Source organism: Pseudomonas sp. 65/3-MNA-CIBAN-0223 (assembly GCF_040310425.1).
GTDB classification, from domain to species: Bacteria; Pseudomonadota; Gammaproteobacteria; order Pseudomonadales; family Pseudomonadaceae; genus Aquipseudomonas; species Aquipseudomonas gregormendelii.
Map to the genome: position 1 here is coordinate 239,445 of NZ_JBEOPV010000007.1, position 23,441 is coordinate 262,885.

Here is a 23,441-nt window from a genome sequence, read left to right on the forward strand (position 1 = left end):
AGGTTGAAGATGATGCGGAGCAAGGTGACAGGTGCGCAGCGTTGGGTCGTGAAGATCGGCAGCGCTTTGCTGACGGCGGATGGCAAGGGCCTGGATCGCGCGGCAATGGGTGTCTGGGTCGAGCAGATGGTGGCTTTGCATGAGGCTGGCGTTGAGCTGGTGCTGGTGTCCTCAGGGGCGGTAGCAGCGGGGATGAGTCGCCTGGGCTGGAGCGTACGACCCAGTGCCATGCACGAACTCCAGGCGGCGGCGGCCATCGGCCAGATGGGCCTGGTACAGGCGTGGGAGTCGAGCTTCGCCGAGCATGGCAGGCACACCGCGCAGATCCTCCTGACCCACGACGACCTGTCCGACCGCAAGCGCTACCTCAACGCCCGCAGTACCTTGCGTGCATTGGTCGAGCTGAAAGTCATCCCGGTGATCAATGAAAACGACACCGTGGTCACTGATGAAATCCGTTTCGGCGACAACGACACCCTGGCGGCGCTGGTGGCCAATCTGGTCGAGGCTGATCTGCTGGTGATCCTGACTGATCGCGACGGTATGTTCGACGCTGATCCGCGCAACAACCCCGATGCCAACCTTATCTACGAGGCGCGGGCCGATGATCCGGCGCTGGATGCGGTTGCTGGCGGCACGGGTGGTGCCCTGGGTCGTGGCGGCATGCAAACCAAGTTGCGTGCCGCACGACTGGCCGCGCGCTCTGGTGCTCACACTATCATTGTTGGTGGGCGTATCGAGCGCGTGCTGGATCGTCTGAAGGCGGGCGAGCGCATTGGCACGTTGTTGTCACCTGAGCGCGGCATGCTGGCGGCGCGCAAGCAGTGGCTGGCCGGGCATCTGCAAACCCGTGGCACCCTGGTGCTGGACGCGGGTGCGGTGACCGCTTTGTCCCAGGGCAACAAGAGTTTGCTGCCGGTGGGTGTCAAGCGGGTGCAGGGCAGTTTCCGGCGCGGCGAAATGGTGGTGTGCGTAGCGCCGGATGGTCGTGAGATCGCCCGCGGCCTGGCCAACTACAGCGCGCTGGAGGCACAAAAAATCATTGGTCAGTCGTCTGAGGCGATTGTCGGTCTGTTGGGTTACATGGCGGAGCCGGAGCTGGTTCACCGCGATAACCTGATTCTGGTCTGAGGGAATATTCGAATGCGTGTGGCAAAAGGATTGTTGGGTCTGCTGTTGGCGATGCCGCTGCTGGCCTCGGCCGAAGAGATTGGCCAAGTGTCGACGGTGTTCAAGATCGTCGGCCCGAACGACCGCATCGTCGTCGAGGCGTTTGATGATCCGAAGGTTGAGGGCGTGACTTGCTACCTGTCGCGCGCCAAGACTGGCGGAGTGAAGGGTGGGCTGGGATTGGCGGAGGATCGCGCTGAGGCGTCTATCGCCTGCCGCCAGGTCGGGCCGATCAGCTTCAAGGGTGAGTTGAAGGATGGCGATGAGGTGTTCAAGGAGCGCACCTCGCTGGTATTCAAGACCATGCAGGTGGTGCGTTTCCTCGACAAGAAGCGCAATACCCTGGTGTATCTGGTCTACAGCGATCGCCTGATCGAAGGCAGTCCGCAGAATGCGGTGACGGCTATCCCGATCCTGCCGTGGGCCCAGTAGGAGCGAGCTTGCTCGCGAAAACCAGAGTGCGCCGCGTACATTCAGGCGGCGCACGTAATAGTTGACGACCTTCGCGAGCAAGCTCGCTCCTACAGTTTTTTTCGCTCCCATCAAATCGCAGGCAATAAAAAACCGACCCTGAGGTCGGTTTTTCAACAAGCTTATCGCTTAAGCGGCAACAGCAAGGTTCAGAGCCTTGACGTGACCGTTCAGGCGGCTCTTATGACGAGCTGCCTTGTTCTTGTGGATGATGCCTTTATCGGCCATACGGTCGATAACTGGCACGGCCAGAACGTAAGCAGCTTGAGCTTTTTCAGCGTCTTTTGCGTCGATGGCCTTAACTACATTCTTGATGTAGGTACGAACCATGGAACGCAGGCTGGCGTTGTGGCTGCGACGCTTCTCAGCCTGTTTTGCACGTTTTTTGGCGGAAGGTGTGTTGGCCACCGTCGAGCTCCTCGAAAGACTTTTTAGGAAATAGCAAACAAAATAGGCCGCGAATCATGCCGATGAGTTGATGTCTTGTCAAGGGCGGTTGAAACGTTCCGCTAAGTGGTAGGTATAAAGAGGCGGGATATTTATTTCCGGCGCTTGACCTGTAAACTCGCGAGCTTTGGCTCTGTGCTGCTGCGGCGCGGAGTATCGCATAAGTAGGCGCTTTGTTCGCCTGCTGTTTATCGACAGGCACAAACTCTTTCAATGAATCTGCTCAAATCGTTGGCCGCCGTCAGCTCTATCACAATGGTTTCCCGGGTTCTGGGATTCGTTCGTGACACGCTTATCGCACGCACATTCGGCGCCGGAATGGCGACTGATGCCTTCTTTATCGCGTTCAAGCTGCCCAATCTGCTGCGCCGGATCTTCGCCGAGGGCGCGTTTTCCCAGGCTTTCGTGCCAATTCTTGCCGAATACAAAAGCCAGAAGGGCGAGGAGGCGACCCGCACGTTCATTGCCTACGTTTCGGGCCTGCTGACCCTGGTGCTGGCGCTGGTTACGGCCTTGGGTATGCTCGCCGCGCCCTGGGTTATCTGGGCGACGGCCCCCGGTTTCACCGACACCCCGGAAAAATTCGAGCTCACCACCAGCCTTTTGCGGGTGACGTTCCCGTATATTCTGCTCATCTCGTTGTCGTCGCTGGCCGGCGCGATTCTCAATACCTACAACCGTTTCTCGGTGCCGGCTTTCGTACCGACGCTGCTCAATGTCAGCATGATCATCTTTGCGGTGTTCCTCACGCCGTACTTCGATCCGCCGGTCATGGCGCTCGGCTGGGCAGTGCTGGTCGGTGGCCTGGCGCAGTTGCTGTATCAGCTGCCGCACCTGAAAAAGATCGGCATGCTCGTGCTGCCGCGCCTGAGCCTGCGCGATACCGGCGTGTGGCGGGTGATGAAGCAGATGTTGCCGGCAATCCTGGGGGTGTCGGTGAGCCAGATCTCGCTGATCATCAACACCATCTTCGCCTCGTTCCTGGTGGCCGGTTCGGTGTCCTGGATGTATTACGCCGACCGCTTGATGGAGTTGCCATCCGGTGTGCTGGGCGTGGCGCTGGGCACGATTTTGCTGCCAACCCTGGCCAAGACATACGCCAGCAAGGACCGCCAGGAGTATTCGCGGATTCTCGATTGGGGCCTGCGCCTGTGCTTCGTGCTGGTGCTGCCGTGCTCCCTGGCGCTGGGTATCCTCGCCGAGCCGTTGACCGTGTCGTTGTTCCAATATGGCCAGTTCACCGCATTTGATGCGTCCATGACCCAGCGCGCCCTGATCGCCTATTCCGTCGGTCTAATGGGCATTATTGTGATCAAGGTGCTGGCGCCGGGCTTTTATGCGCAACAAAACATCCGTACCCCGGTGAAAATCGCGATTTTTACCCTGATCATCACGCAGTTGTTCAACCTGGTGCTGATCGGGCCGTTGGCGCATGCCGGACTGGCCCTGGCCATCAGCGCCGGCGCCTGCATCAACGCCGGCCTGCTGTTTTACCAGCTGCGCAAGCAGCAGATGTATCAGCCGCAACCTGGCTGGTGGAAATTCGCCCTGAAGCTGATAGTGGCCGTGCTGGTCATGTCCGCCGTGTTGCTGGCGGGCATGCATTTCATGCCGGTCTGGGATCAGGGACATATGCTGGAACGCTTTCTGCGCCTGGGGGCGTTGGTCGCCGCCGGTGTGATCGCTTATTTCGGCATGTTGTTTGTGCTGGGCTTCCGTTTGCGCGACTTCAACCGCAGGGCGCTCAGCTGAGGACGCAAGAACAGGGGCGAGCCGGTGTTTTGGTCGGCTTGATGACTTTGGTTACGGTGTTGCCTGTCGTCGGCCGCCGGGTGTGGTTATAATCGACCACTTTATGAGCAAGAAGCGCGTTATGCAGCTGGTTCGAGGCCTCCACAACCTGCGCCCCCAGCATCGGGGCTGTGTCGCCACTATTGGCAACTTTGACGGTGTTCACCGTGGCCACCAGGCAATCCTGGCGAGGCTGCGTGAGCGTGCGCTCGAGTTGGGCGTGCCCAGCTGCGTGGTGATTTTCGAGCCGCAGCCCAGGGAGTTTTTCGCCCCGGACACGGCCCCGGCCCGTCTGGCCCGGCTGCGGGACAAACTGCAGCTGTTGGCCGACGAAGGCGTCGACCGGGTCCTGTGCCTGGCCTTTAACCAGCGGCTGAGCAAGCTCAGCGCCAGCGAGTTCGTCGAAACCATCCTGGTGGACGGGCTTGGCGTGCAGCACCTGGAGGTCGGCGATGATTTCCGGTTTGGCTGTGATCGCATCGGCGATTTCGAATTCCTGCAGCAAGCCGGGCTGGTTCACGGTTTTACCGTCGAGGCGGCACAAACCGTGGAGCTTGAAGGTATTCGCGTCAGCAGCACCCAGGTTCGCAATGCGCTGGCCGCCGCCGATTTCGCCCTGGCTGAACGGCTGCTCGGCCGGCCGTTCCGTATCGCCGGGCGGGTCTTGCACGGCCAGAAGCTGGCGCGCCAACTGGGTACGCCCACGGCCAACATTCAGCTCAAGCGTCGTCGTGTTCCATTGACCGGGGTGTACCTGGTCAAAGTCGATATCGACGGCAAGACCTGGCCCGGCGTCGCCAATATCGGTGTGCGCCCCACGGTCCAGGGGGATGGCAAAGCCCATCTCGAGGTTCATCTTTTAGATTTTGCCGGCGATCTGTATGACCGGCGTTTGACGGTGGTCTTCCACCACAAGCTGCGTGAAGAGCAGCGTTTCGCCTCTCTGGAGGCGCTTAAGACGGCAATCAATGCGGATGTTGCCGCCGCCCGTGCCCTGTCGCACCTAGCGCCAATCGCTAATGAAGAGCCTTAAATGACCGACTATAAAGCCACGCTAAACCTTCCGGACACCGCCTTCCCAATGAAGGCCGGCCTGCCTCAGCGCGAACCGCAAATTCTGCAGCGCTGGGACAGCATTGGCCTGTACGGTAAGTTGCGCGAGATTGGCAAGGATCGTCCGAAGTTCGTGCTTCACGACGGTCCTCCGTACGCCAACGGCACGATTCACATCGGTCATGCGCTGAACAAGATTCTCAAGGACATGATCATCCGCTCGAAGACCCTGTCGGGCTTCGACGCGCCATACGTTCCGGGCTGGGACTGCCATGGCCTGCCGATCGAGCACAAAGTCGAAGTGACCCACGGCAAGAACCTGGGCGCGGACAAGACCCGCGAACTGTGCCGTGCCTACGCCACCGAGCAGATCGAAGGCCAGAAGTCCGAATTCATCCGTCTGGGCGTGCTGGGCGACTTCGCCAACCCGTACAAGACCATGGATTTCAAGAACGAGGCCGGTGAAATCCGCGCCCTCGCTGAAATCGTCAAGGGCGGCTTCGTGTTCAAGGGCTTGAAGCCTGTGAACTGGTGCTTCGACTGTGGTTCGGCCCTGGCCGAAGCGGAAGTCGAGTACGAGAACAAAAAGTCGTCGACCATCGATGTGGCGTTCCCGATTGCCGATGAAGCCAGGCTGGCTGCCGCTTTCGGTCTGCCATCGTTGGGCAAGCCGGCTTCGATCGTGATCTGGACCACCACCCCGTGGACCATCCCGGCCAACCAGGCGCTTAACGTTCACCCGGAATTCAACTACGCCCTGGTCGACGTCGGCGACAAGCTGCTGGTGCTGGCTGAAGAGCTGGTCGAGTCGTGCCTGGCCCGCTACAGCCTGGAAGGTTCGGTCATTGCGACCACCACCGGTAAAGAACTGGAACTGATCAACTTCCGTCACCCGTTCTACGATCGTCTGTCGCCCGTTTACCTGGCCGAGTACGTGGAACTGGGCGCTGGCACCGGCGTGGTTCACTCCGCCCCGGCCTACGGCGTGGACGACTTCGTGACCTGCAAGAAATACGGCATGGTCAACGACGACATCCTCAACCCGGTTCAGAGCAACGGCGTGTACGTTCCGGCGCTGGAATTCTTCGGCGGCCAGTTCATCTGGAAGGCCAACCCGGCAATCGTCGACAAGCTGACCGAAGTCGGTGCGCTGCTGCACACCACCATCATCGAACACAGCTACATGCACTGCTGGCGGCACAAGACCCCGCTGATCTACCGCGCTACCGCGCAGTGGTTCATCGGCATGGACAAAGAGCCAGTGACCGGCGACACCCTGCGCAAGCGGGCAATCAAGGCCATCGAGGAAACAAAGTTCGTTCCGGCCTGGGGCCAGGCGCGCCTTCACTCGATGATCGCCAACCGTCCGGACTGGTGCATCTCCCGCCAGCGCAACTGGGGCGTGCCGATCCCGTTCTTCCTGAACAAGGAAAGCGGCGAGCTGCACCCACGGACTTCCGAGCTCATGGAAGAAGTCGCCAAGCGCGTCGAAGTCGAAGGTATCGAAGCCTGGTTCAAGATGGACGCTGCCGAGTTGCTCGGTGATGAAGCGCCGCAGTACGACAAGATCAGCGATACCCTCGACGTCTGGTTCGATTCGGGCACCACGCACTGGCACGTCCTGCGCGGTTCGCACCCGATGGGCCACGAGAGCGGCCCGCGTGCCGACCTGTATCTGGAAGGCTCGGACCAACACCGTGGCTGGTTCCACTCGTCGCTGCTGACCGGTTGCGCCATCGACAATCACGCGCCGTACCGCGAGCTGCTGACCCATGGCTTCACCGTCGACGAGTCCGGTCGCAAGATGTCCAAATCCCTGGGCAACGTGATCGCGCCGCAAAAGGTCAACGACACCCTGGGCGCCGACATCATGCGCCTGTGGGTGGCTTCCACCGATTACTCGGGTGAAATGGCGGTTTCCGAGCAGATCCTGCAACGCAGTGCGGACGCCTACCGGCGCATCCGTAACACCGCGCGCTTCCTGCTTTCCAACCTGACCGGTTTCAACCCGGCCACCGACATCCTCCCGGCCGAAGACATGCTCGCGCTGGACCGTTGGGCCGTGGACCGTACCTTGCTGCTGCAACGCGAGCTGCAAGAGCATTACGGCGAATACCGTTTCTGGAACGTCTACTCCAAGATCCACAACTTCTGCGTGCAGGAGCTGGGCGGTTTCTACCTCGACATCATCAAGGACCGCCAGTACACCACTGGCGCCAACAGCAAGGCCCGTCGTTCGGCGCAAACCGCGCTGTACCACATCTCCGAAGCGCTGGTGCGCTGGATCGCGCCGATCCTCGCGTTTACCGCCGACGAACTGTGGGAATACCTGCCGGGCGAGCGCAACGAATCGGTGATGCTCAACACCTGGTACGAAGGCCTGACCGAGCTGCCGGACAACGTCGAACTGGGGCGCGCCTACTGGGAGCGGATCATGGCGGTGAAGGTGGCGGTCAACAAGGAAATGGAAATCCAGCGTGCGGCCAAGGCCGTCGGTGGCAACCTGCAGGCCGAAGTGACCCTGTTTGCCGAAGACGCGCTGAGCGCAGACCTGGCCCAACTGAGCAACGAACTGCGCTTCGTCCTGATCACCTCGACCGCCAGCGTGGCGCCTTTTGTCCAGGCCCCGGCGGACGCGGTAGTCACCGAAGTCAGTGGCCTGAAACTGAAGATCGTCAAGTCCGCCTTCGCCAAGTGCGCCCGTTGCTGGCACTGCCGCGAAGACGTCGGCGTGAACCCGGAGCATCCGGAAATCTGTGGCCGTTGCGTTGATAACATCAGCGGCGCTGGCGAGGTTCGTCACTATGCCTAACGCCGTTGGCCGTTTCGGACGGCTGGGCTGGCTGTGGTTGAGCTTGCTGGTCCTGGTGATTGACCAGGCCAGCAAGTTCTACTTCGAAGGCTCCCTGAGCATGTACCAGCAAATCGTGGTGATCCCTGATTACTTCAGCTGGACCCTGGCCTACAACACTGGCGCGGCGTTCAGCTTCCTGGCTGATAGCTCCGGCTGGCAGCGCTGGTTGTTTGCCCTGATCGCTATCGTGGTCAGTGCAGTGCTGGTCGTGTGGCTCAAGCGTCTGGGACGCAACGAGACCTGGCTGGCAGTCGCCCTGGCACTGGTGCTGGGTGGCGCGTTGGGCAATTTGTATGACCGCATTGCTTATGGCCATGTGATCGATTTCATCCTGGTGCACTGGCAGAACCGCTGGTACTTCCCTGCATTCAATTTCGCCGACAGTGCCATCACTGTCGGTGCCGTGATGCTGGCGCTGGATATGTTCAAAAGTAAAAAGACCGGAGAAGCCGTTCATGACTGAGCACGTATTGGCTGAGCAACGCATCCGCCAGAACACCGAAGTCACTTTGCACTTCGCCCTGCGCCTGGAGAACGGCGACACCGTCGACAGCACCTTCGACAAAGCCCCGGCGACCTTCAAGGTGGGCGATGGCAATTTGTTGCCGGGTTTTGAAGCGGCGCTGTTCGGCTTCAAGGCCGGTGACAAGCGCACGCTGACGATTGCACCGGAAAACGCGTTTGGCCAGCCGAACCCGCAGAATGTGCAGGTCATCCCGCGCTCGCAGTTCCAGGACATGGACCTGTCGCCAGGTTTGCTGGTGATCTTCAACGATGCGGCCAATACCGAACTGCCAGGCGTGGTAAAAGAGTTCGATGACGAGCAGGTGACCATCGACTTCAATCACCCGCTGTCGGGCAAGACCTTGACCTTTGACGTCGAGATCATCAGCGTCGTATCGCTGTAACTAACAAATCGGCTTTCTGTAGGAGCGAGCTTGCTCGCGATGGTCGTCAACGATAACGCTTACATCCTGGATGTACGCGGTGCCTGCTCGTTTTTCGCGAGCAAGCTCGCTCCTACAGGGCAAGACACGAGGCACAGCATGCAAATCAAACTCGCCAACCCCCGTGGCTTCTGCGCCGGTGTGGACCGTGCGATTGAAATCGTCAATCGCGCCCTGGAAGTCTTCGGGCCACCGATCTACGTGCGCCACGAAGTTGTCCACAACAAATTCGTGGTCGAAGACCTGCGCGCCCGCGGAGCCATTTTCGTCGAGGAACTCGAACAGGTGCCCGACGACGTCATCGTGATCTTCAGTGCCCACGGCGTATCCCAGGCTGTGCGTACCGAAGCCGCCGGCCGTGGCCTGAAAGTGTTCGATGCCACTTGTCCGCTGGTGACCAAGGTTCACATCGAAGTGGCGCGTTATAGCCGCGACGGTCGTGAGTGCATTCTGATTGGCCACGCCGGGCACCCGGAAGTCGAAGGCACCATGGGCCAGTATGACGGCACGAATGGGGGCGCGATCTACCTGGTCGAAGACGAAGAAGACGTCGCGAACTTGCAGGTGCGTGATCCCGGGAAGCTTGCATTCGTGACCCAGACCACCTTGTCCATGGACGATACCAGCCGGGTCATCGATGCCCTGCGAGCGCGTTTCCCGGCGATCGGTGGTCCGCGCAAGGACGATATCTGCTACGCGACGCAAAACCGCCAGGATGCGGTCAAACAACTGGCCGATGAGTGCGACGTGGTGTTGGTCGTGGGCAGCCCGAACAGCTCCAACTCCAATCGCTTGCGTGAACTGGCTGAACGCATGGCCACTCCGGCCTATCTGATCGACGGCGCCGAGGACCTGCAAAAAAGCTGGTTCGACGGCGTTCAGCGGATCGGCATCACCGCAGGCGCTTCGGCACCGGAAGTGCTGGTGCGCGGTGTGATCCAGCAGTTGGAGGCGTGGGGCGCTACCGGTGCCGACGAATTGGCAGGTCGTGAGGAGAATGTGACGTTCTCCATGCCCAAGGAATTACGCGTCCGCTCCCTGCTCTGAATCTTCTGCGCCGACGCAGAGGGCCTGTTGCAGCTTGTTGCTGCGAAGGCTGACTCGACCGGTTGAGGCCAGTACCACCTGATACTGGCTGACCGGCTCGCGTGACGCGCACACATGCAACGTCCCCGCTTGAAAGCCGCCTTGCAGCGGTTCGCCGAGATGGCTGAACCGTATCGCGCTTTTGACATTCTTGTTGCCGACCACCTTTGTACCTGCGCTACCCTGACGTTCGACCAGCAGTGGATTGCTGCTGTCTTCATAGCCCTGGCTGCTGGCATCGACAATGATTCGCCATCCCTGGCTCCAATCGCCGTTAATACCGTGGATCATGATGGTCTGGCTGCGGGTGATTGCCTCGCTTCGCGCGCTGCGCAAGCCACCGACCAGCGACTTCGCCGCCTCTTCGCGATAAATTGACTCGGTGAGCGTCGCGTACACCGGGGTGACCAACGCCAGAACAATCCCGGCGATCGTCAGTCCCATAAGCAATTCGACCAGGTTGAAGCCTCGCTGATGCATGTCATTGCGTCCCTGGAGTGTGATCATGCGCATTCCCTGCGCGAGTGAAGGCAAAACAACCGAACATCTTGCGGCTGAATGTTCTAGCGTGTAGCAGCAGGTATAGCCGACGGCAACGGAGGGCACTGATGGATCGTGGTACAAAAGGTTTCACGCTGATCGAGTTGCTGGTTGCACTGGCCATTTTTCTGATCCTGATCACCATGGCCGTGCCGGCGTTTACCAGTTCAGTGCAACGTACCAAGGCCGACACCGAGGTTGGGGACCTGCGACGGGCCCTGAGTTACGCGAGGCTGGAGGCGATTGACCGAGGCATTACCACTCAGGTTCTTCCGAAAGGCGGCGCATGGACCGGCGAATTGACGGTTTCCGACATTTCCAGCTCGCCAGCCAATGTATTGCGGGTTGTTCCTGCAATGAGCAGCGGGGCGAGTCTGGCGCTAACCTCAGGAGTGACCGCCATCAGTTTCAATAACCTGGGCGGGCTGGCGGCACCTGCTACTGCAGTGGCGATCACTTATGTGCTGGGGGCACAGAGCCGAACGCTGAATGTGTGTTTGAACGGACGTATTCTATTGGGTGGAAACTGCGGATGAGGCAAGGGAGCAAGCGTGCCCAGGAGGGCATGACGCTGATCGAGGTGCTGGTTGCAGTGTTGATTCTGACCGTGGGGCTATTGGGCGCAGCGGCGATTCAGCTCAATGCCCTGAAGTACACCGACAGTTCGCGGATGACCAGCCAGGCGAGCTTCATTGCCTACGACATGATGGACCGCATTCGCGCCAACTCCGGCGCCGATTATACGATCACGCCCCCGACCTCGGGCAACCTGAGCGTGGCCCGGGATCAGGACCTTTTCGACTTCACCGGCAACATCGCCAGCGCCTTGGGTGCCACTGCCACGGGTACCATTGCCTTGAGCCAACGGGTGTACACCATCACGATCACCTGGGATGATTCACGCGCCGCCAATACTAATACTCGCCGCAGTTTTGTATTAACCAGTCGCGCCACCGTCGACCCGGTATCAACGCCATGAATCGCGCTCAAAAAGGTTTTGGCCTGATCGAGCTATTGATCGCCCTCGCGTTGAGCCTGGTGGTCGTCCTGGGCGTGGCGCAGATTTTTATCGCCGCCAAGAACACTTACGTCAGTCAGAACAACGCGTCCAACATGCAGGAAGACGCCCGGTTCGTGCTGGGCAAAATGATTCAGGAAATTCGCATGGTCGGCATGTTCGGTTGCCTCGGGATCATCACTGATTCCAGTTCTGCGAGCGACTTCAGTGCCAGCCAGATCACGCCCATCAGCTGGGACAGCACCAACCTCAAGCTCACGCTGGTGACTGGCGATGTCGGCGTAAATGGTGGAGCGCCCACCTGGACAGTGATTTCCGATTGTCGAAACAGCGCCACGGCCTACAGTCAGGCGAAGGCCCCGGTCGCGGGGCAGTTGGCGTTTCCGATCCGGCGACTTGTCTACAGCCTGAAAAACGGACAGCTGACGATGGGCGTACATGGTGGTACGCCCACCCAATTCGTACTGGTGGACAATGTCAGTGCCTTCGACGTCAGCTTCGGCCTCGCCAGCTCTGCCAGCGAAGTGGCCGCTTCCAGCTACAGCAGTAACCCCTCTGATCCGGCGCGTATTCGCAGCGTGCGCCTGACGTTGACCCTTACCGACCCTGAAAAAAGGGTACGTGATCAAACCTTCAACGTGGTTGCCGCCTTGCGCAATCGCCTGCAATGAGAGAGGGGCCGATGAGTATTCCCGATGCGGTTCCTCGCTCCCAGCGCGGTATGGCGCTGTTGGTCAGCCTGGTATTTCTGCTACTGCTGACGCTGATTGGTCTTTCCTCGATGCAGAGCGCCACCCTGCAGGAAAAAATGGCCACCAGCGTGTCGTTGCGCAATCAGTCGTTCCAGAATGCAGAAGCGGCATTACGCATGGGCGAAAATGCGGTGCAACTGTCCACCTATACCTTGGCCGTGTGCAGTGGGACCATCCAGTGTGCGCCGCCCGCAGAGTCCACCTTGATGACTGGCGCCGGGTTCAATACGACGTCAGGAGTGACCTGGATCGCCGCCGGCAGTGGCTTCTACGGAGTACAGAACATCGGAACCACAGTGAATGCGGTGAATGTGCCGAGCAATACCTCGGCAACGCTTTACCGCGTCACGGCCGTGGCCGTGGTCGGTGACAACATTCGCAGTGTGGTGGAGAGCATCTATGCGAAGTACTGAGCGGCGCGCCGGCTGGTGGCAGATACTCTGCGGCATGCTGGTGAGTTTTTACCTGGCGGCTCCGGCCTATGCCTTCACCCCGTCCGACTCGCCCCTGCTGAGTGCGGCCGCGGTGGCGCCGAACGTGATGTTGCTGATCGATAACTCGGGGAGCATGAACAACATCATCTATGCCGCCGCTTTCGATCCGAACATCAATCGCACACCGGCCCGTGAGTGCAACACGTTCCTGGGGGTGTGTTACGCCTCGACGGCCATCACCGGGGATTCGATATTCCTGTCGAGCCTATCCACGTCAGGCTGTTCGAACGGCTACTCCTCGTTTTACAACAACAGCGTTTCACCACTGTGCATCAAACTGCCAGACCCCGCAGGCAACGGCGATACCCGCTACTCGGCGAATTACATCGCCTACGTTGTAGGCCTGGCCAACGGCCAGAGAACGGATTTTTCCACGTCCAGCTCGCCCATTCCCATCGAATCACGGATCAGCGTGGCGCGCAGCGTATCGACTTCGCTGGTTACCGCCAACCGCACGCTACGCATCGGCCTCGCGACGTTCAACGCTGTAACCAGCAACAACCGGGGTAACGGCGGCTACATCGCCGTCCCCATCGACGATCTGACCACGGATGCCAAATTCAACGCGCTGACCGATTCCATCGACGCCTTGCGGGCTGTCGCCAACACGCCATTGGCGGAAACCTACTACGAAGTCACCCGCTACATGCGCGGCCTGGGTTCGTACTACAACGGCTCCAGGACCTATACCAGCCCGATCCAGTACCGCTGCCAGAAAAACTACGGTGTGGTGATCACCGATGGTTTGCCAACCTTCGACCGAACCTTTCCCACTGACGACCCCCAGGCCACGGCCAAGGGCGGCCCAAGACTGCCCAACTGGGACGGCATCAACAATGATGGTGACAATCCGCTGGGTGGTGACGACGAGGGTGATTCGCTGTTTCTGGATGACATCGCCAAGTTCGCCTTTGATATCGACATGCGTTCCACCGGGGTTGATCTGGCGAAAAAAGCCTGGGATTCGGCAGATTTTCCCAGGCAGAACATGAACACCTACACCGTAGGATTTACCACGGCCAACCAGATGCTGGAAGACGCGGCAAGGTACGGCCAGGGCAAGTACTACCTCGCCACCGATAGCACCGACCTGACCACTGCGCTGTCGTCGGCCTTGAGCGAAATCACCTCCAAGGCCGGTTCGGGTGGCAGCGGCACCACCAGCAGCGCGGTGGTCGGGATCGGTTCTTCGTACTACCAGACCAGCTACGACCCCAAGGACTGGCGCGGCACTATCAAATCCTTTGGCTTCACTGCCACGGGTGCGGTGGATACTGGCTCGTTGCTGTGGAGCACGGACAAGACGATAGTTCCCGGCGCGACTGCACCGACTTACCAGTCCTGGAATACCCAGGACAATGTGCCGGTGACCCTGGGGTTCAACAACTTCTCGACGGCGCAACAGGCGGTCCTGAACCAGGGGCTGCCCACCACCATCAAGGGCACCGATCTGGTGGAGTGGAGCAAAGGCATCAACAAGGCCGGGTTGAAGGTACGCAGCGCTTTGCTCGGCGACATCATCAACTCGCCGCTGGTGCTGGCCTCGCCTACGGAGAAAACGGCTTCCGACCTGGCCGGTGATAGCAGCTACAGCACCTACCTGGCCAATAAGGCTGCCAATATGACTGCCAGCCTGGTGGTCAACGGCAACGACGGTTTTGTCAGCGTCATCAACGCCAGCCCCACGAGTAACGCCAGCAATGGCAGCCGGCGTTACGCCTACATGCCCTCCAGCGTCCTGCCGTCGCTGCGATATATCGCCGATCCCACCTACATCAACGGCACCAGCCACAAGTTTCTGGTAGACGGCCAGGTCGGCGTGTTCGACGCCAAAATCGGCTCCGGCTGGAAAACCATGGCCGTGGGCGGAACCGGGGCGGGCGGCAGGACGTTTTACGGGCTGCAGCTGTTCGACGCTACGGCGGGCAACGTGACCAAGGCGGCCTGGGAGATCAGTGCGCCGGCCACGCCGACCCCTGCAAATGCTTTTAATGACCTGGGTTATGCCTACGCTCGTCCTGAAGTGGCGCGCCTGGACGATGGCCGCTGGGCGGCGTTTATCTCCAACGGTTACGGGAGCAACTCAGGGGTTGCGGCGTTGTACGTCATCGACCTCAGCAACGGCTCGCTGATCAGGAAAATCGTGGCCGACAGCACCGGAAACGACAACGGGCTGTCCTCGGTGAAGCTCAAGGTCAACTCGCAGAATGTGGTACAGGCCGCTTATGGCGGTGACCTCAAGGGGCGGCTGTGGAAGTTTGACCTCAGCAGTACCAGCAGCGATGCGTGGAACGTGGCGTTTGCCGGCAAGCCTTTGTTTACCGCTACCACCGCCGGCGGCACGTTGCAGCCCATCACTGCGCAACCCTTGCTGGCCGACAATGCCCTGGGCGGTAAAGTGGTATTTTTCGGCACGGGCAAGTTCAATGAGACCGCAGACAAGACCAACAAGGATCTGCAGGCCTTTTACGCCGTATGGGACGCCGACGGTGGTTCAGGACAGTTCACCCCGGCCAATCTGCAGCAGCAATCGGTGCAGAGTGTATTCTCGGGCAGCGCCGGACAATTCATCACCACCAGCCAGGAGGAAGTGACCTACCCGGCAGAGAAGGGCTGGTACCTGCCACTGGTCTACAACAGCGCGCTGACCGGTGAACGAGTGATCAACCAGGCGGCCCTGGTGCTGGGGCGGATCGTCTTCACCACCGCCAGCGTCGATACCACCGACCCCTGTGCCAGTTTTGGTACCGGCAAACTGGTCGAACTGGATGCGTTCAACGGTAAGATGCTTAATTATGCTGTGCTCGACACCAACGGTGACGGGCTGGTGGACGGCACGGATGCGATTTCCAGCGGCGTGGTGTTCACGGGCGGAATACCGGTGCTCAACGCTATCGTCAACGGGGGCGCCCGCAAGATCGTCAACGACTCCAGCGGAACGCCAACCTCGTTGGTTGAAAAGGCCGGCGGAGGCAGCCGGCGCATCATGTGGCGACAAATTCAGTAAGCGAGAGTGCAGGCATGCGTAGATCGAACCGCGGTTTTACCCTGATCGAGATCATGATCGTGATTGCGATCATCGGTATCGTCATCACCATTGGCTATCCGAGCCTGACCGAATATGTAAAAAAGGGCCGCCGGGCTGAAGTGGCAGGTTTGCTCTCCGAGCAGGCGCAGATACTCGAGCGGTTCTATTCCAACTCGAAAACCAGTGTGTACACCGGCGCGACCTTGAGCGCGGGCAACGACTACTACACCATCGTGCCCACCCTGGCCGATCAGACTTTCAAACTGACGGCCACCCGGAAAGTCGGTTCGGCGATGGCCACTGACAAGTGTGGGGATTTCACGATTACCAACACCGGCGCCAGAGGCATGGAAAATGCCGCAGCCGGGCTGACCACCAAGGATTGCTGGGGGCGCTGAGTTTTTTTCGGGTGCGTTTTGTGCCCCTGTCTATCTAATGGTTGGATCAGAACATGACCAGGCAACAGCACGTGGTGATCGTCGGCGGCGGAGTGATTGGCCTGCTGACGGCATTCAATCTCGCCTCTGAAGTACAAAGCGTTGTACTGCTGGATCGATCAAATGTCGGCCAGGAAGCGTCCTGGGCCGGTGGCGGTATCGTTTCGCCGCTGTACCCGTGGCGTTATAGCCCGGCGGTTACCGCGCTGGCGCACTGGTCACAGGATTTTTATCCACAACTTGGCGCGCGCCTGTTCGCGGCCACTGGTGTGGACCCCGAAGTGCACACCACCGGCCTGTACTGGCTGGACCTGGACGATGAAGCCGAAGCGCTGGCCTGGGCGCTACGCGAACACCGGCCGCTGCGGGCGGTGGACCTCTCGGCGGTGCATGATGCCGTACCTGTACTCGGGCCGGGGTTTTCCCGGGCGATCTACATGGCCGATGTCGCCAACGTGCGCAATCCGCGGCTGGTGAAGTCCCTCAAGGCTGCGTTGCTGGCATTGCCGAATGTGACTGTTCATGAGCAGTGCGAGGTGCGCGAGTTCATTCGTGAAGGCGAGCAGGTGGTGGGCGTGCGGACTTCGGCGGGCGCGATTGCGGCTGACCAGGTGGTACTGACTGCGGGGGCGTGGAGCGGGGATCTGCTCAAGACCCTCGGGCTTGAGCTGCCGGTGGAGCCGGTGAAAGGCCAGATGATTTTGTACAAATGCGCTGCCGATTTTTTGCCGAGCATGGTGCTGGCCAAGGGGCGATACGCGATTCCTCGCCGCGATGGGCATATTCTGATCGGCAGTACCCTGGAGCACGAGGGCTTCGACAAGACGCCGACCGAGACCGCGCTGCAGAGCCTGAAAGCTTCAGCGGTGGAGTTGATTCCGGCATTGGCGGACGCTGAAGTCGTCGGGCATTGGGCTGGATTGCGTCCGGGTTCACCGGAGGGTATTCCGTACATTGGCCAGGTGCCCGGGTTCGAGGGGCTGTGGCTCAATTGCGGACATTATCGCAACGGCCTGGTACTGGCGCCGGCGTCGTGTCAGTTGTTTGCGGATGTGATGCTGGGGCGCGAGCCGATCATTGATCCGGCGCCCTATGCGCCAACCGGGCGGCTCTGACAGAGGATCAAAAGATCGCAGCCTGCGGCAGCTAATACGGGGAGTGCGATCTTCCTGCTTTAATCCAGCCCCAATTTCTTGAGCCTGTAGCGCATCGAGCGGAATGACAGATTCAGCCGCTGAGCCGCTGCCGTGCGGTTCCAGCGGGTTTCCTCCAGCGCCTGGAGGATGAGTTTGCGTTCCACGTTTTCCAGGTAATCTTCCAGGTTGTCGATCTGCGTCAGGTCCGGTAAGTCTCCATCCGCTGTGCAATTGCCCTCCATGAGCCGAAGGTCGCTGGATTCAATCTGCTGGTTTTCGCATAAGGTATAAGCGCGCTCAAGAACATTCTCCAGTTCCCTGACGTTGCCCGGAAAGCGATAGTTCTTCAAGGCTTCCAGCGCGTGGGGGTGGAGTTTCACCGCTGGCTCGCCGCTGTTGCTGGCCAGTCGCTTGAGCATATGGCTCGCCAGGGATTCGATGTCGTCACGACGTTCGCGCAGCGCTGGCACCCGCAATTCGATCACGTTGAGGCGGTAATACAGGTCCTGGCGAAAGCGTTCAGCGGCAACTTCGGCGTCGAGGTCCTTGTGGGTGGCGCAGAGAATTCGCACATCCACCACGGTTTCCTGTTGTCCGCCGACGCTGCGCACGGCTTTCTCCTGAATCGCCCGCAGCAGCTTGACCTGCATGGCTAACGGCAAGTCAGCCACTTCGTCGAGAAACAGGGTGCCGCCATTGGCGGCCTGGAACAGTCCGGGTTTGTCGTCGATGGCGCCACTGAAGCTGCCTTTGCGATGCCCGAAAAACTCGCTTTCCATCAACTCGGACGGAATCGCCCCGCAGTTCACCGGAACGAATGGCTGGTTGGCGCGCGGACCTTGTTCGTGGATCAGTCGAGCGACCAGTTCCTTGCCACTGCCGGATTCACCGCTGATGTACACCGGGGCCTGGCTGCGTGCCAGTTTGTCGATGTGTTTGCGCAGGTTGCGCATGGGCAGGGACTCACCCAGCAACCGGCGTTCGATTGAAATCGCGGTGCCACCCACGGGTGACAGGCGCAGCGCGGTGGTGACCAGCTCACGCAGACGGGTCAGGTCGACCGGCTTGGTCAGGAAGTCGAAAGCACCGGCCTTGAGCGCGTTGATGGCCGTTTCCAGGCTGCCATACGCCGTGATCATGGCCACTGGCAGCTGTGGATAACGTTGCTGGATGTATTGCACCAGCTCCAGCCCCGTGCCGTCCGGCAGGCGCATGTCGGTCAGGCACAGGTCGAAGGTTTCCCGCGCCAGCAAGGCCTGGGCTTCGCCAAGGTCGCGGGCACTGAAGGTGTCGAGCTTCATCCTGCCCAGGGTGATTTCCAGGAGTTCGCGGATATCCGGTTCATCGTCGACGATCAGAATTTTTTGCAGTGGGCTCATGTTCAACTTTGTTTCCGTCCGTGAGCAAAGGTGATGCGAAAGCAGCCGCCGCCTTGGCGTGGTTTGAAGTCTAGGCGGGCCTGGTTGCTTTCGCACAGCTCACGGGACAGATAAAGCCCCAGGCCTGTGCCTTGGGGGCTCGTTGTGAAGAAAGGTTCGAACAGATGAGCCTGGGCTGGTGCCGGGACCCCGGGGCCGTTGTCGCGGACCTCCAGGGTCGGCAGCTGACTGTGCGGGTCCAGGAACAACTCCAGCCAGACCTGCGCCTGGGCATTTATCTGGGCGCTGTGGCGCCAGGCATTGCGCAACAAATTGTCGAGAATCTGGGTCAGCTGATTGGGATCCATCAAGGTCCTGAAGTCTCCCGGTGCAATGCTCAGATGAAGCTGCCGGGTTTCTGTCGCGGCCTCGCGGGCTTCAGCGACAAACTGCTCAAGCCAAGGCTTCAGATCGAGCCGCTGGGGTACTGTTTGTTGGCGCCGGGACAATTGCAGGACGTTTTCGATGACCCGGTTCATCCGCTGGGAGTGATCTTGAATGATCTGCGTCAGACGCCGATCGGCGCTGTTCAGTTCCTCGGATTCCTGTAATAGCTGGGCGGCGTGACTGATGGCGCCCAGTGGATTGCGAATTTCATGGGAGATGCTCGCGGTAAGACGCCCCAGCGCGACAAGTTTGAGTTGCTGGGCCTGTTGGGCGATCTGCGCCAGGTCTTCAAGGAATATAAGGGTTTGCTGCCTTGGACTCCGCTCAAGGGCAATGAAACTGGGCTGCAGCTCAAGGCCATTGCTGTCGATTCTCAGGCTCTGGGGACGCAATGTCGGGTTGTTAAGCCATAGTTGCAGGCGTTCGACCAGTTCTGGAAAGTCCTGGTCGAGCGCGCGCCCTTCAAGCGCGCCATGGTCCAGAAGTTTCAGCGCGCTGTGGTTGGCCAGTTGAATGCGCCGTAAATCGTCGACCACCAGAATACCGGTACGCATGCGCTGCAGAATCAGCGAGTTCAAAGTTTCAAGCCCCACCACTTCGCTGGCACGCTGTTCGGCCAGGGTCTCGCTGACCTCCAGGCGTCGGATCAGGCCTTGCACCAGCAATGCTGCCGCAAAGCAAAGCGCCCCCAGCGTGCCGACCTGCAAGTAATCGTTGGGGCTGGTGGTTTGGCTGAAACTCAGCAGGAAGCCGGACCCTACGATGCCGAGCGCGCCGATGGCGGCGATCAGCAGGCCGATGCGTCGACGCAACAGGGTATTGCTGATGGCCACGGAGACAATCAGCAGGTTGCCGATCGCACTGTGCACGCCACCAGCGGCGTAGAACAGCGCGCACAACAGCAGCACGTCGACCAGTGCCAGGGTGAGAAGCTGGCCAGGGCGCCGGGTGTTCTCCAGGAACACTACCAGCAGAATGTTCAATACCAGGTACAGCCAGCTGCCACTGCGCAGCAGCTCGCCATTGGCGAGCGAAAGCAGCTGGCTGTCCATGTTGCTGGAAATCAGCAGCACCAGGGTGATGCCGACGCTCAGGCGGTAGAGATGATAGAGACGCAGCAGTCGCTGGGCTTGTTTGTGGCCGGGACGGGGGGTCTCAGCGGTCACTGGAACCCGGGCCTTGCTCGAGGTGAGCCTGGCTGCAATACCATTGCTGTTGAAGGCTCAGGGCTCGCTCCCGGGGCAGGTGCACGCCGCAATGAGCGCAACGAACCATGGGGGCCGCTTCCCGCTCGGCAGGCGAGCGAGGCGCTGCCGCCTGGCCCTTGAACTTGCGCCACAACCAGATGGCGGCGGCAATCAGGGCGATCCAGAACAATAAACGAAGCATGTTGAGCTGCTTTATGGCGAGTGATGGAGCAGTTTAGCCAAGGAGCTGATCAGCGCACAGCGATATAACGCTGCGAGACGCTTCTCTATTGCAGGAGCGAGCAAGCTCGCTCCTGCAGAGCCTGCAGATGTCAGTCGAACACGCCGAGGGTCATGTAGCTGAACCAGGAACGGTCGTCATTGTTGCCTTCCGACTCCTGTTCTTCTTCCTCGATCACGTCGCCGTTTTCATCTCTGGGCTTGAGATCGCTCGGGATTGCATCCTTGGCATCCTGGAACTGCTTCTGCACGTCCTGGTTGGCGCGGGTTTCACCCGGTGGCAGAGGCGGGCGGGATTCGATCAGGCCCAAAGTTGCCTTGCTCAGCCACGAGCGGTTGTCCGCTTCGTCCACCGAAGGCTTGAACTGACCGTCTTCCAGGCTTGGGTGGTTCGGGTAGTTGAGCTTCAGGGTTTCCAGGCTGGTGTTGGCCAGCTCGTCCAGATGCAGGCGCTGGTAGGATTCGACCATTACCGCCAGGCCGTCGCCGACCGAAGGCGTTTCCTGGAAGTTTTCCACTACATAGCGGCCACGGTTGGCAGCGGCTACGTAAGCCTGGCGGGTCAGGTAGTAGTCGGCCACGTGGATTTCGTAGGCGGCCAGCAGGTTGCGCAAGTAGATCATGCGCTGCTTGGCGTCAGGCGAATAACGGCTGTTCGGGAAGCGGCTGGTCAGCTGGGCGAACTCGTTGTAGGAGTCGCGGGCAGCGCCCGGGTCACGCTTGGTCATGTCCAGCGGCAGGAAACGCGACAGCAGGCCGACGTCCTGGTCGAAAGACGTCAGACCCTTGAGGTAATAGGCGTAATCGACATTCGGATGCTGCGGGTGCAGGCGAATGAAGCGCTCGGCGGCGGATTTCGCAGCCTCAGGCTCGGTGTTCTTGTAGTTGGCGTAGATGAGCTCGAGTTGAGCCTGATCGGCGTAGCGACCGAACGGATAACGCGACTCCAGCGCCTTCAGCTTGGCTGTGGCGGCGGTGTAGCTGTTGTTGTCCAGATCGTGCTGAGCCTGCTGGTACAGCTCGGCCTCGCTCAGGTTTTCGTCAACGACTTCCTTCGATGAGCAAGCAGCGGTCAATGCGAGGATGGCGATCAGCAGCAGGTGTTTCACTTGCATGGCGGCTTGCGTCCCTATGACGGCCGCTGTCTTGGGCGGGGCCGTCCTGTTATGATGAGCGCCCCGTTGCATAGCCTCGGGGCAAAAGACGCCGTATTTAACCACAAGCGCGCAGCCGAAACCAAAAGCTGTGCCGACGCCTAGTCTGAGCATGTCCGATAAAATTGAACTTCGCGCAGAGGTGCCGTCCGAATTGGGCGGCCAACGCCTCGATCAAGTCGCCGCACAATTATTCGCTGAGCACTCGCGCTCGCGCCTTTCCGCCTGGATCAAAGACGGCCGCCTGACTGTGGATGGGGCGGTTATCCGCCCGCGAGACATCGTTCACGGTGGCGCCATTCTTGAGCTGACTGCCGAGCAGGAAGCTCAGGGCGAATGGATCGCTCAGGACATCGAGCTGGACATCGTCTATGAAGATGACGACATCCTGGTGATCAACAAGCCTGCGGGCCTGGTGGTGCATCCGGCTGCCGGTCACGCTGACGGCACTTTGCTCAACGCCTTGCTGCACCACGTGCCGGACATCATCAATGTGCCCCGCGCCGGTATCGTGCATCGCCTGGACAAGGACACCACCGGTCTGATGGTGGTGGCCAAGACCATTCAGGCGCAGACCCAGCTGGTCACCCAGCTGCAAAGCCGCAGCGTCAGCCGGATCTACGAGTGCATCGTGATTGGTGTGGTCACCGCCGGCGGCAAGATCAACGCGCCGATCGGTCGTCACGGCCAGCAACGCCAGCGCATGGCCGTGATGGAAGGGGGCAAGCAAGCCGTCAGCCATTACCGCGTGCTTGAGCGTTTCCGCTCCCACACGCATGTGCGGGTCAAGCTGGAAACCGGGCGTACTCACCAGATTCGTGTGCACATGGCCCACATCAACTACCCGTTGGTTGGAGACCCCGCCTACGGCGGACGCTTCCGTATCCCGCCGGCAGCCAGTGTGACCATGGTCGAGTCGCTGAAGGCGTTTCCGCGCCAGGCTCTGCACGCGCGGTTCCTGGAGCTGGATCATCCGACGACCGGTAAGCGCATGAGCTGGGAATCGCCACTGCCGGACGATTTCGTCTGGTTGCTGACCCTGCTCAAGCAAGACCGCGAGGCGTTCATCGGATGAGTGACTGGCTGATTCCCGACTGGCCTGCGCCTGCCGGGGTGAAAGCCTGTGTTACCACCCGAGCGGGCGGCGTCAGTCTGGCGCCGTTCGACAGCCTCAACCTGGGCGATCATGTCGACGACAGCCCCCTGGCTGTTGCCGAGAATCGCCGACGTCTCACTGAACATTTCGCTATTGAGCCAGCCTGGTTGCAGCAGGTGCATGGCATTGCCGTGTCTCACGCTGACCCGGGCACGGTCGCTACGGCCGATGCCAGCTGGACGGCAACCCCCGGCATTGCCTGCGCGGCGATGACGGCCGATTGCCTGCCGGTGCTGTTCTGCGACCGTGCGGGCACTCGCGTGGCGGCGGCTCACGCCGGTTGGCGCGGGTTGGCGGCGGGAGTGCTGGAAGCCACGCTTGATACCCTGGCGCTGCCGGCAGCAGAAGTGCTGGTCTGGCTCGGCCCGGCGATAGGCCCACAGGCCTTCGAAGTGGGGCCGGAGGTACGCGAAACCTTCGTGGCGCAGTTGCCTGAAGCAGCCGTGGCCTTCACGCCAGGCGTCAGTGCCGGCAAATTCATGGCCGACATCTATCAGCTCGCGCGTTTGCGCCTGGCCGTTCACGGTGTCACGGCTGTTTACGGTGGCGGTTTCTGTACCGTGACCGATCCGCGTTTCTTTTCCTACCGTCGCAACCCGCGCACGGGAAGATTTGCCTCCCTTATTTGGCTTAACCGCTAGACTTCCCTGACCTGCGTCAACCTCACGACGCTTG

At 60.3% G+C, this 23,441-nt stretch carries 23 protein-coding genes; 17 read left to right on the forward strand and 6 right to left on the reverse strand.

Features of this window, described 5'->3' with window-relative positions; translation table 11 throughout:
- Positions 1–12: 12 nt before the first annotated feature.
- Both proB and AAEZ09_RS10695 read left to right on the forward strand, forming a co-directional pair.
- Positions 13–1,131, forward strand: coding sequence for a glutamate 5-kinase (gene proB, locus AAEZ09_RS10690; protein ID WP_350599504.1), 1,119 nt, complete (start codon positions 13–15; stop codon positions 1,129–1,131).
- A gap of 12 nt (positions 1,132–1,143) precedes the next feature.
- The gene (locus tag AAEZ09_RS10695) at positions 1,144–1,602 is read left to right on the forward strand and encodes a CreA family protein (RefSeq protein WP_045059353.1); all 459 of its coding nucleotides are present in this window, start codon (positions 1,144–1,146) and stop codon (positions 1,600–1,602) included.
- A 168-nt stretch (positions 1,603–1,770) separates the two neighbouring features.
- Here the strand turns inward: AAEZ09_RS10695 and rpsT are convergent, their stop codons facing one another.
- Positions 1,771–2,049 carry a 30S ribosomal protein S20 gene (gene rpsT / locus AAEZ09_RS10700; RefSeq protein WP_008154937.1) on the reverse strand — a complete coding sequence of 93 codons (279 nt, stop codon included), beginning with the start codon at positions 2,047–2,049 and terminating at the stop codon, positions 1,771–1,773.
- A gap of 252 nt (positions 2,050–2,301) precedes the next feature.
- Here rpsT and murJ point away from each other — a divergent pair, with 252 nt between their 5' ends.
- The 6 genes from murJ to ispH all read left to right on the forward strand — a co-directional run bounded on the left by murJ (position 2,302) and on the right by ispH (position 9,780).
- On the forward strand, positions 2,302–3,840 hold the full coding sequence (murJ, locus tag AAEZ09_RS10705) for a murein biosynthesis integral membrane protein MurJ (protein ID WP_350599466.1): 1,539 nt from the start codon (positions 2,302–2,304) through the stop codon (positions 3,838–3,840).
- A gap of 121 nt (positions 3,841–3,961) precedes the next feature.
- Positions 3,962–4,912: a bifunctional riboflavin kinase/FAD synthetase gene (ribF, locus tag AAEZ09_RS10710; protein WP_350599467.1), complete on the forward strand. Its 951-nt coding sequence runs from the start codon at positions 3,962–3,964 to the stop codon at positions 4,910–4,912.
- Positions 4,913–7,744: an isoleucine--tRNA ligase gene (gene ileS, locus AAEZ09_RS10715; protein ID WP_045059356.1), complete on the forward strand. Its 2,832-nt coding sequence runs from the start codon at positions 4,913–4,915 to the stop codon at positions 7,742–7,744.
- Complete coding sequence (gene lspA, locus AAEZ09_RS10720; RefSeq protein WP_045059357.1) at positions 7,737–8,249, forward strand: signal peptidase II; 513 nt, start codon at positions 7,737–7,739, stop codon at positions 8,247–8,249. The genes ileS and lspA overlap by 8 nt, the downstream gene beginning before the upstream one ends.
- The gene (gene fkpB, locus AAEZ09_RS10725) at positions 8,242–8,694 is read left to right on the forward strand and encodes an FKBP-type peptidyl-prolyl cis-trans isomerase (RefSeq protein WP_122839002.1); all 453 of its coding nucleotides are present in this window, start codon (positions 8,242–8,244) and stop codon (positions 8,692–8,694) included. Before lspA ends, fkpB begins: the two co-directional genes overlap by 8 nt.
- A 138-nt stretch (positions 8,695–8,832) precedes the next feature.
- Positions 8,833–9,780, forward strand: a complete 948-nt coding sequence (gene ispH / locus AAEZ09_RS10730; RefSeq protein WP_045059418.1) for a 4-hydroxy-3-methylbut-2-enyl diphosphate reductase — start codon at positions 8,833–8,835, stop codon at positions 9,778–9,780.
- Here the strand turns inward: ispH and AAEZ09_RS10735 are convergent.
- Positions 9,757–10,299 carry a GspH/FimT family pseudopilin gene (locus AAEZ09_RS10735; RefSeq protein WP_350599505.1) on the reverse strand — a complete coding sequence of 181 codons (543 nt, stop codon included), beginning with the start codon at positions 10,297–10,299 and terminating at the stop codon, positions 9,757–9,759. The genes ispH and AAEZ09_RS10735 overlap by 24 nt on opposite strands.
- 128 nt (positions 10,300–10,427) lie before the next feature.
- Here AAEZ09_RS10735 and AAEZ09_RS10740 point away from each other — a divergent pair, with 128 nt between their 5' ends.
- The 7 genes from AAEZ09_RS10740 to thiO are packed head-to-tail and all read left to right on the forward strand — an operon-like array spanning position 10,428 to position 17,203.
- Positions 10,428–10,895: a GspH/FimT family pseudopilin gene (locus tag AAEZ09_RS10740; RefSeq protein ID WP_045059359.1), complete on the forward strand. Its 468-nt coding sequence runs from the start codon at positions 10,428–10,430 to the stop codon at positions 10,893–10,895.
- Positions 10,892–11,338: a type IV pilus modification protein PilV gene (gene pilV, locus AAEZ09_RS10745; protein ID WP_045059360.1), complete on the forward strand. Its 447-nt coding sequence runs from the start codon at positions 10,892–10,894 to the stop codon at positions 11,336–11,338. Before AAEZ09_RS10740 ends, pilV begins: the two co-directional genes overlap by 4 nt.
- On the forward strand, positions 11,335–12,048 hold the full coding sequence (locus AAEZ09_RS10750) for a PilW family protein (protein WP_205893366.1): 714 nt from the start codon (positions 11,335–11,337) through the stop codon (positions 12,046–12,048). Before pilV ends, AAEZ09_RS10750 begins: the two co-directional genes overlap by 4 nt.
- Positions 12,049–12,059: 11 nt before the next feature.
- The gene (locus tag AAEZ09_RS10755) at positions 12,060–12,542 is read left to right on the forward strand and encodes a pilus assembly PilX family protein (protein WP_045059362.1); all 483 of its coding nucleotides are present in this window, start codon (positions 12,060–12,062) and stop codon (positions 12,540–12,542) included.
- A complete protein-coding gene (locus AAEZ09_RS10760; protein WP_045059363.1) occupies positions 12,529–15,630 on the forward strand; it encodes a pilus assembly protein in 3,102 nt (1,033 codons plus the stop codon). Before AAEZ09_RS10755 ends, AAEZ09_RS10760 begins: the two co-directional genes overlap by 14 nt.
- 14 nt (positions 15,631–15,644) lie before the next feature.
- The gene (locus tag AAEZ09_RS10765; protein ID WP_045059364.1) at positions 15,645–16,049 is read left to right on the forward strand and encodes a type IV pilin protein; all 405 of its coding nucleotides are present in this window, start codon (positions 15,645–15,647) and stop codon (positions 16,047–16,049) included.
- A gap of 53 nt (positions 16,050–16,102) precedes the next feature.
- A complete protein-coding gene (gene thiO / locus AAEZ09_RS10770; RefSeq protein ID WP_045059365.1) occupies positions 16,103–17,203 on the forward strand; it encodes a glycine oxidase ThiO in 1,101 nt (366 codons plus the stop codon).
- A 59-nt stretch (positions 17,204–17,262) separates the two neighbouring features.
- On the opposite strand, the gene AAEZ09_RS10775 is transcribed toward thiO, so the two are convergent.
- The 4 genes from AAEZ09_RS10775 to AAEZ09_RS10790 form a co-directional block, all read right to left on the reverse strand.
- The gene (locus AAEZ09_RS10775; protein WP_045059366.1) at positions 17,263–18,603 is read right to left on the reverse strand and encodes a sigma-54-dependent transcriptional regulator; all 1,341 of its coding nucleotides are present in this window, start codon (positions 18,601–18,603) and stop codon (positions 17,263–17,265) included.
- Between the two features lie 2 nt (positions 18,604–18,605).
- The gene (locus tag AAEZ09_RS10780; protein ID WP_350599470.1) at positions 18,606–20,195 is read right to left on the reverse strand and encodes a sensor histidine kinase; all 1,590 of its coding nucleotides are present in this window, start codon (positions 20,193–20,195) and stop codon (positions 18,606–18,608) included.
- A complete protein-coding gene (locus AAEZ09_RS10785; protein ID WP_122839012.1) occupies positions 20,185–20,418 on the reverse strand; it encodes a PP0621 family protein in 234 nt (77 codons plus the stop codon). The genes AAEZ09_RS10780 and AAEZ09_RS10785 overlap by 11 nt, the downstream gene beginning before the upstream one ends.
- 130 nt (positions 20,419–20,548) lie before the next feature.
- Positions 20,549–21,571, reverse strand: coding sequence for an outer membrane protein assembly factor BamD (locus tag AAEZ09_RS10790; RefSeq protein WP_045059369.1), 1,023 nt, complete (start codon positions 21,569–21,571; stop codon positions 20,549–20,551).
- Positions 21,572–21,722: 151 nt separating this feature from the next.
- On the opposite strand from AAEZ09_RS10790, the gene rluD reads away from it, so the two are divergent.
- Entirely contained in the window at positions 21,723–22,685 is a 963-nt protein-coding gene (rluD, locus tag AAEZ09_RS10795) for a 23S rRNA pseudouridine(1911/1915/1917) synthase RluD (RefSeq protein WP_007942311.1), read from the forward strand.
- On the forward strand, positions 22,682–23,407 hold the full coding sequence (gene pgeF, locus AAEZ09_RS10800) for a peptidoglycan editing factor PgeF (RefSeq protein ID WP_350599473.1): 726 nt from the start codon (positions 22,682–22,684) through the stop codon (positions 23,405–23,407). The genes rluD and pgeF overlap by 4 nt, the downstream gene beginning before the upstream one ends.
- Positions 23,408–23,441 lie beyond the last annotated feature (34 nt).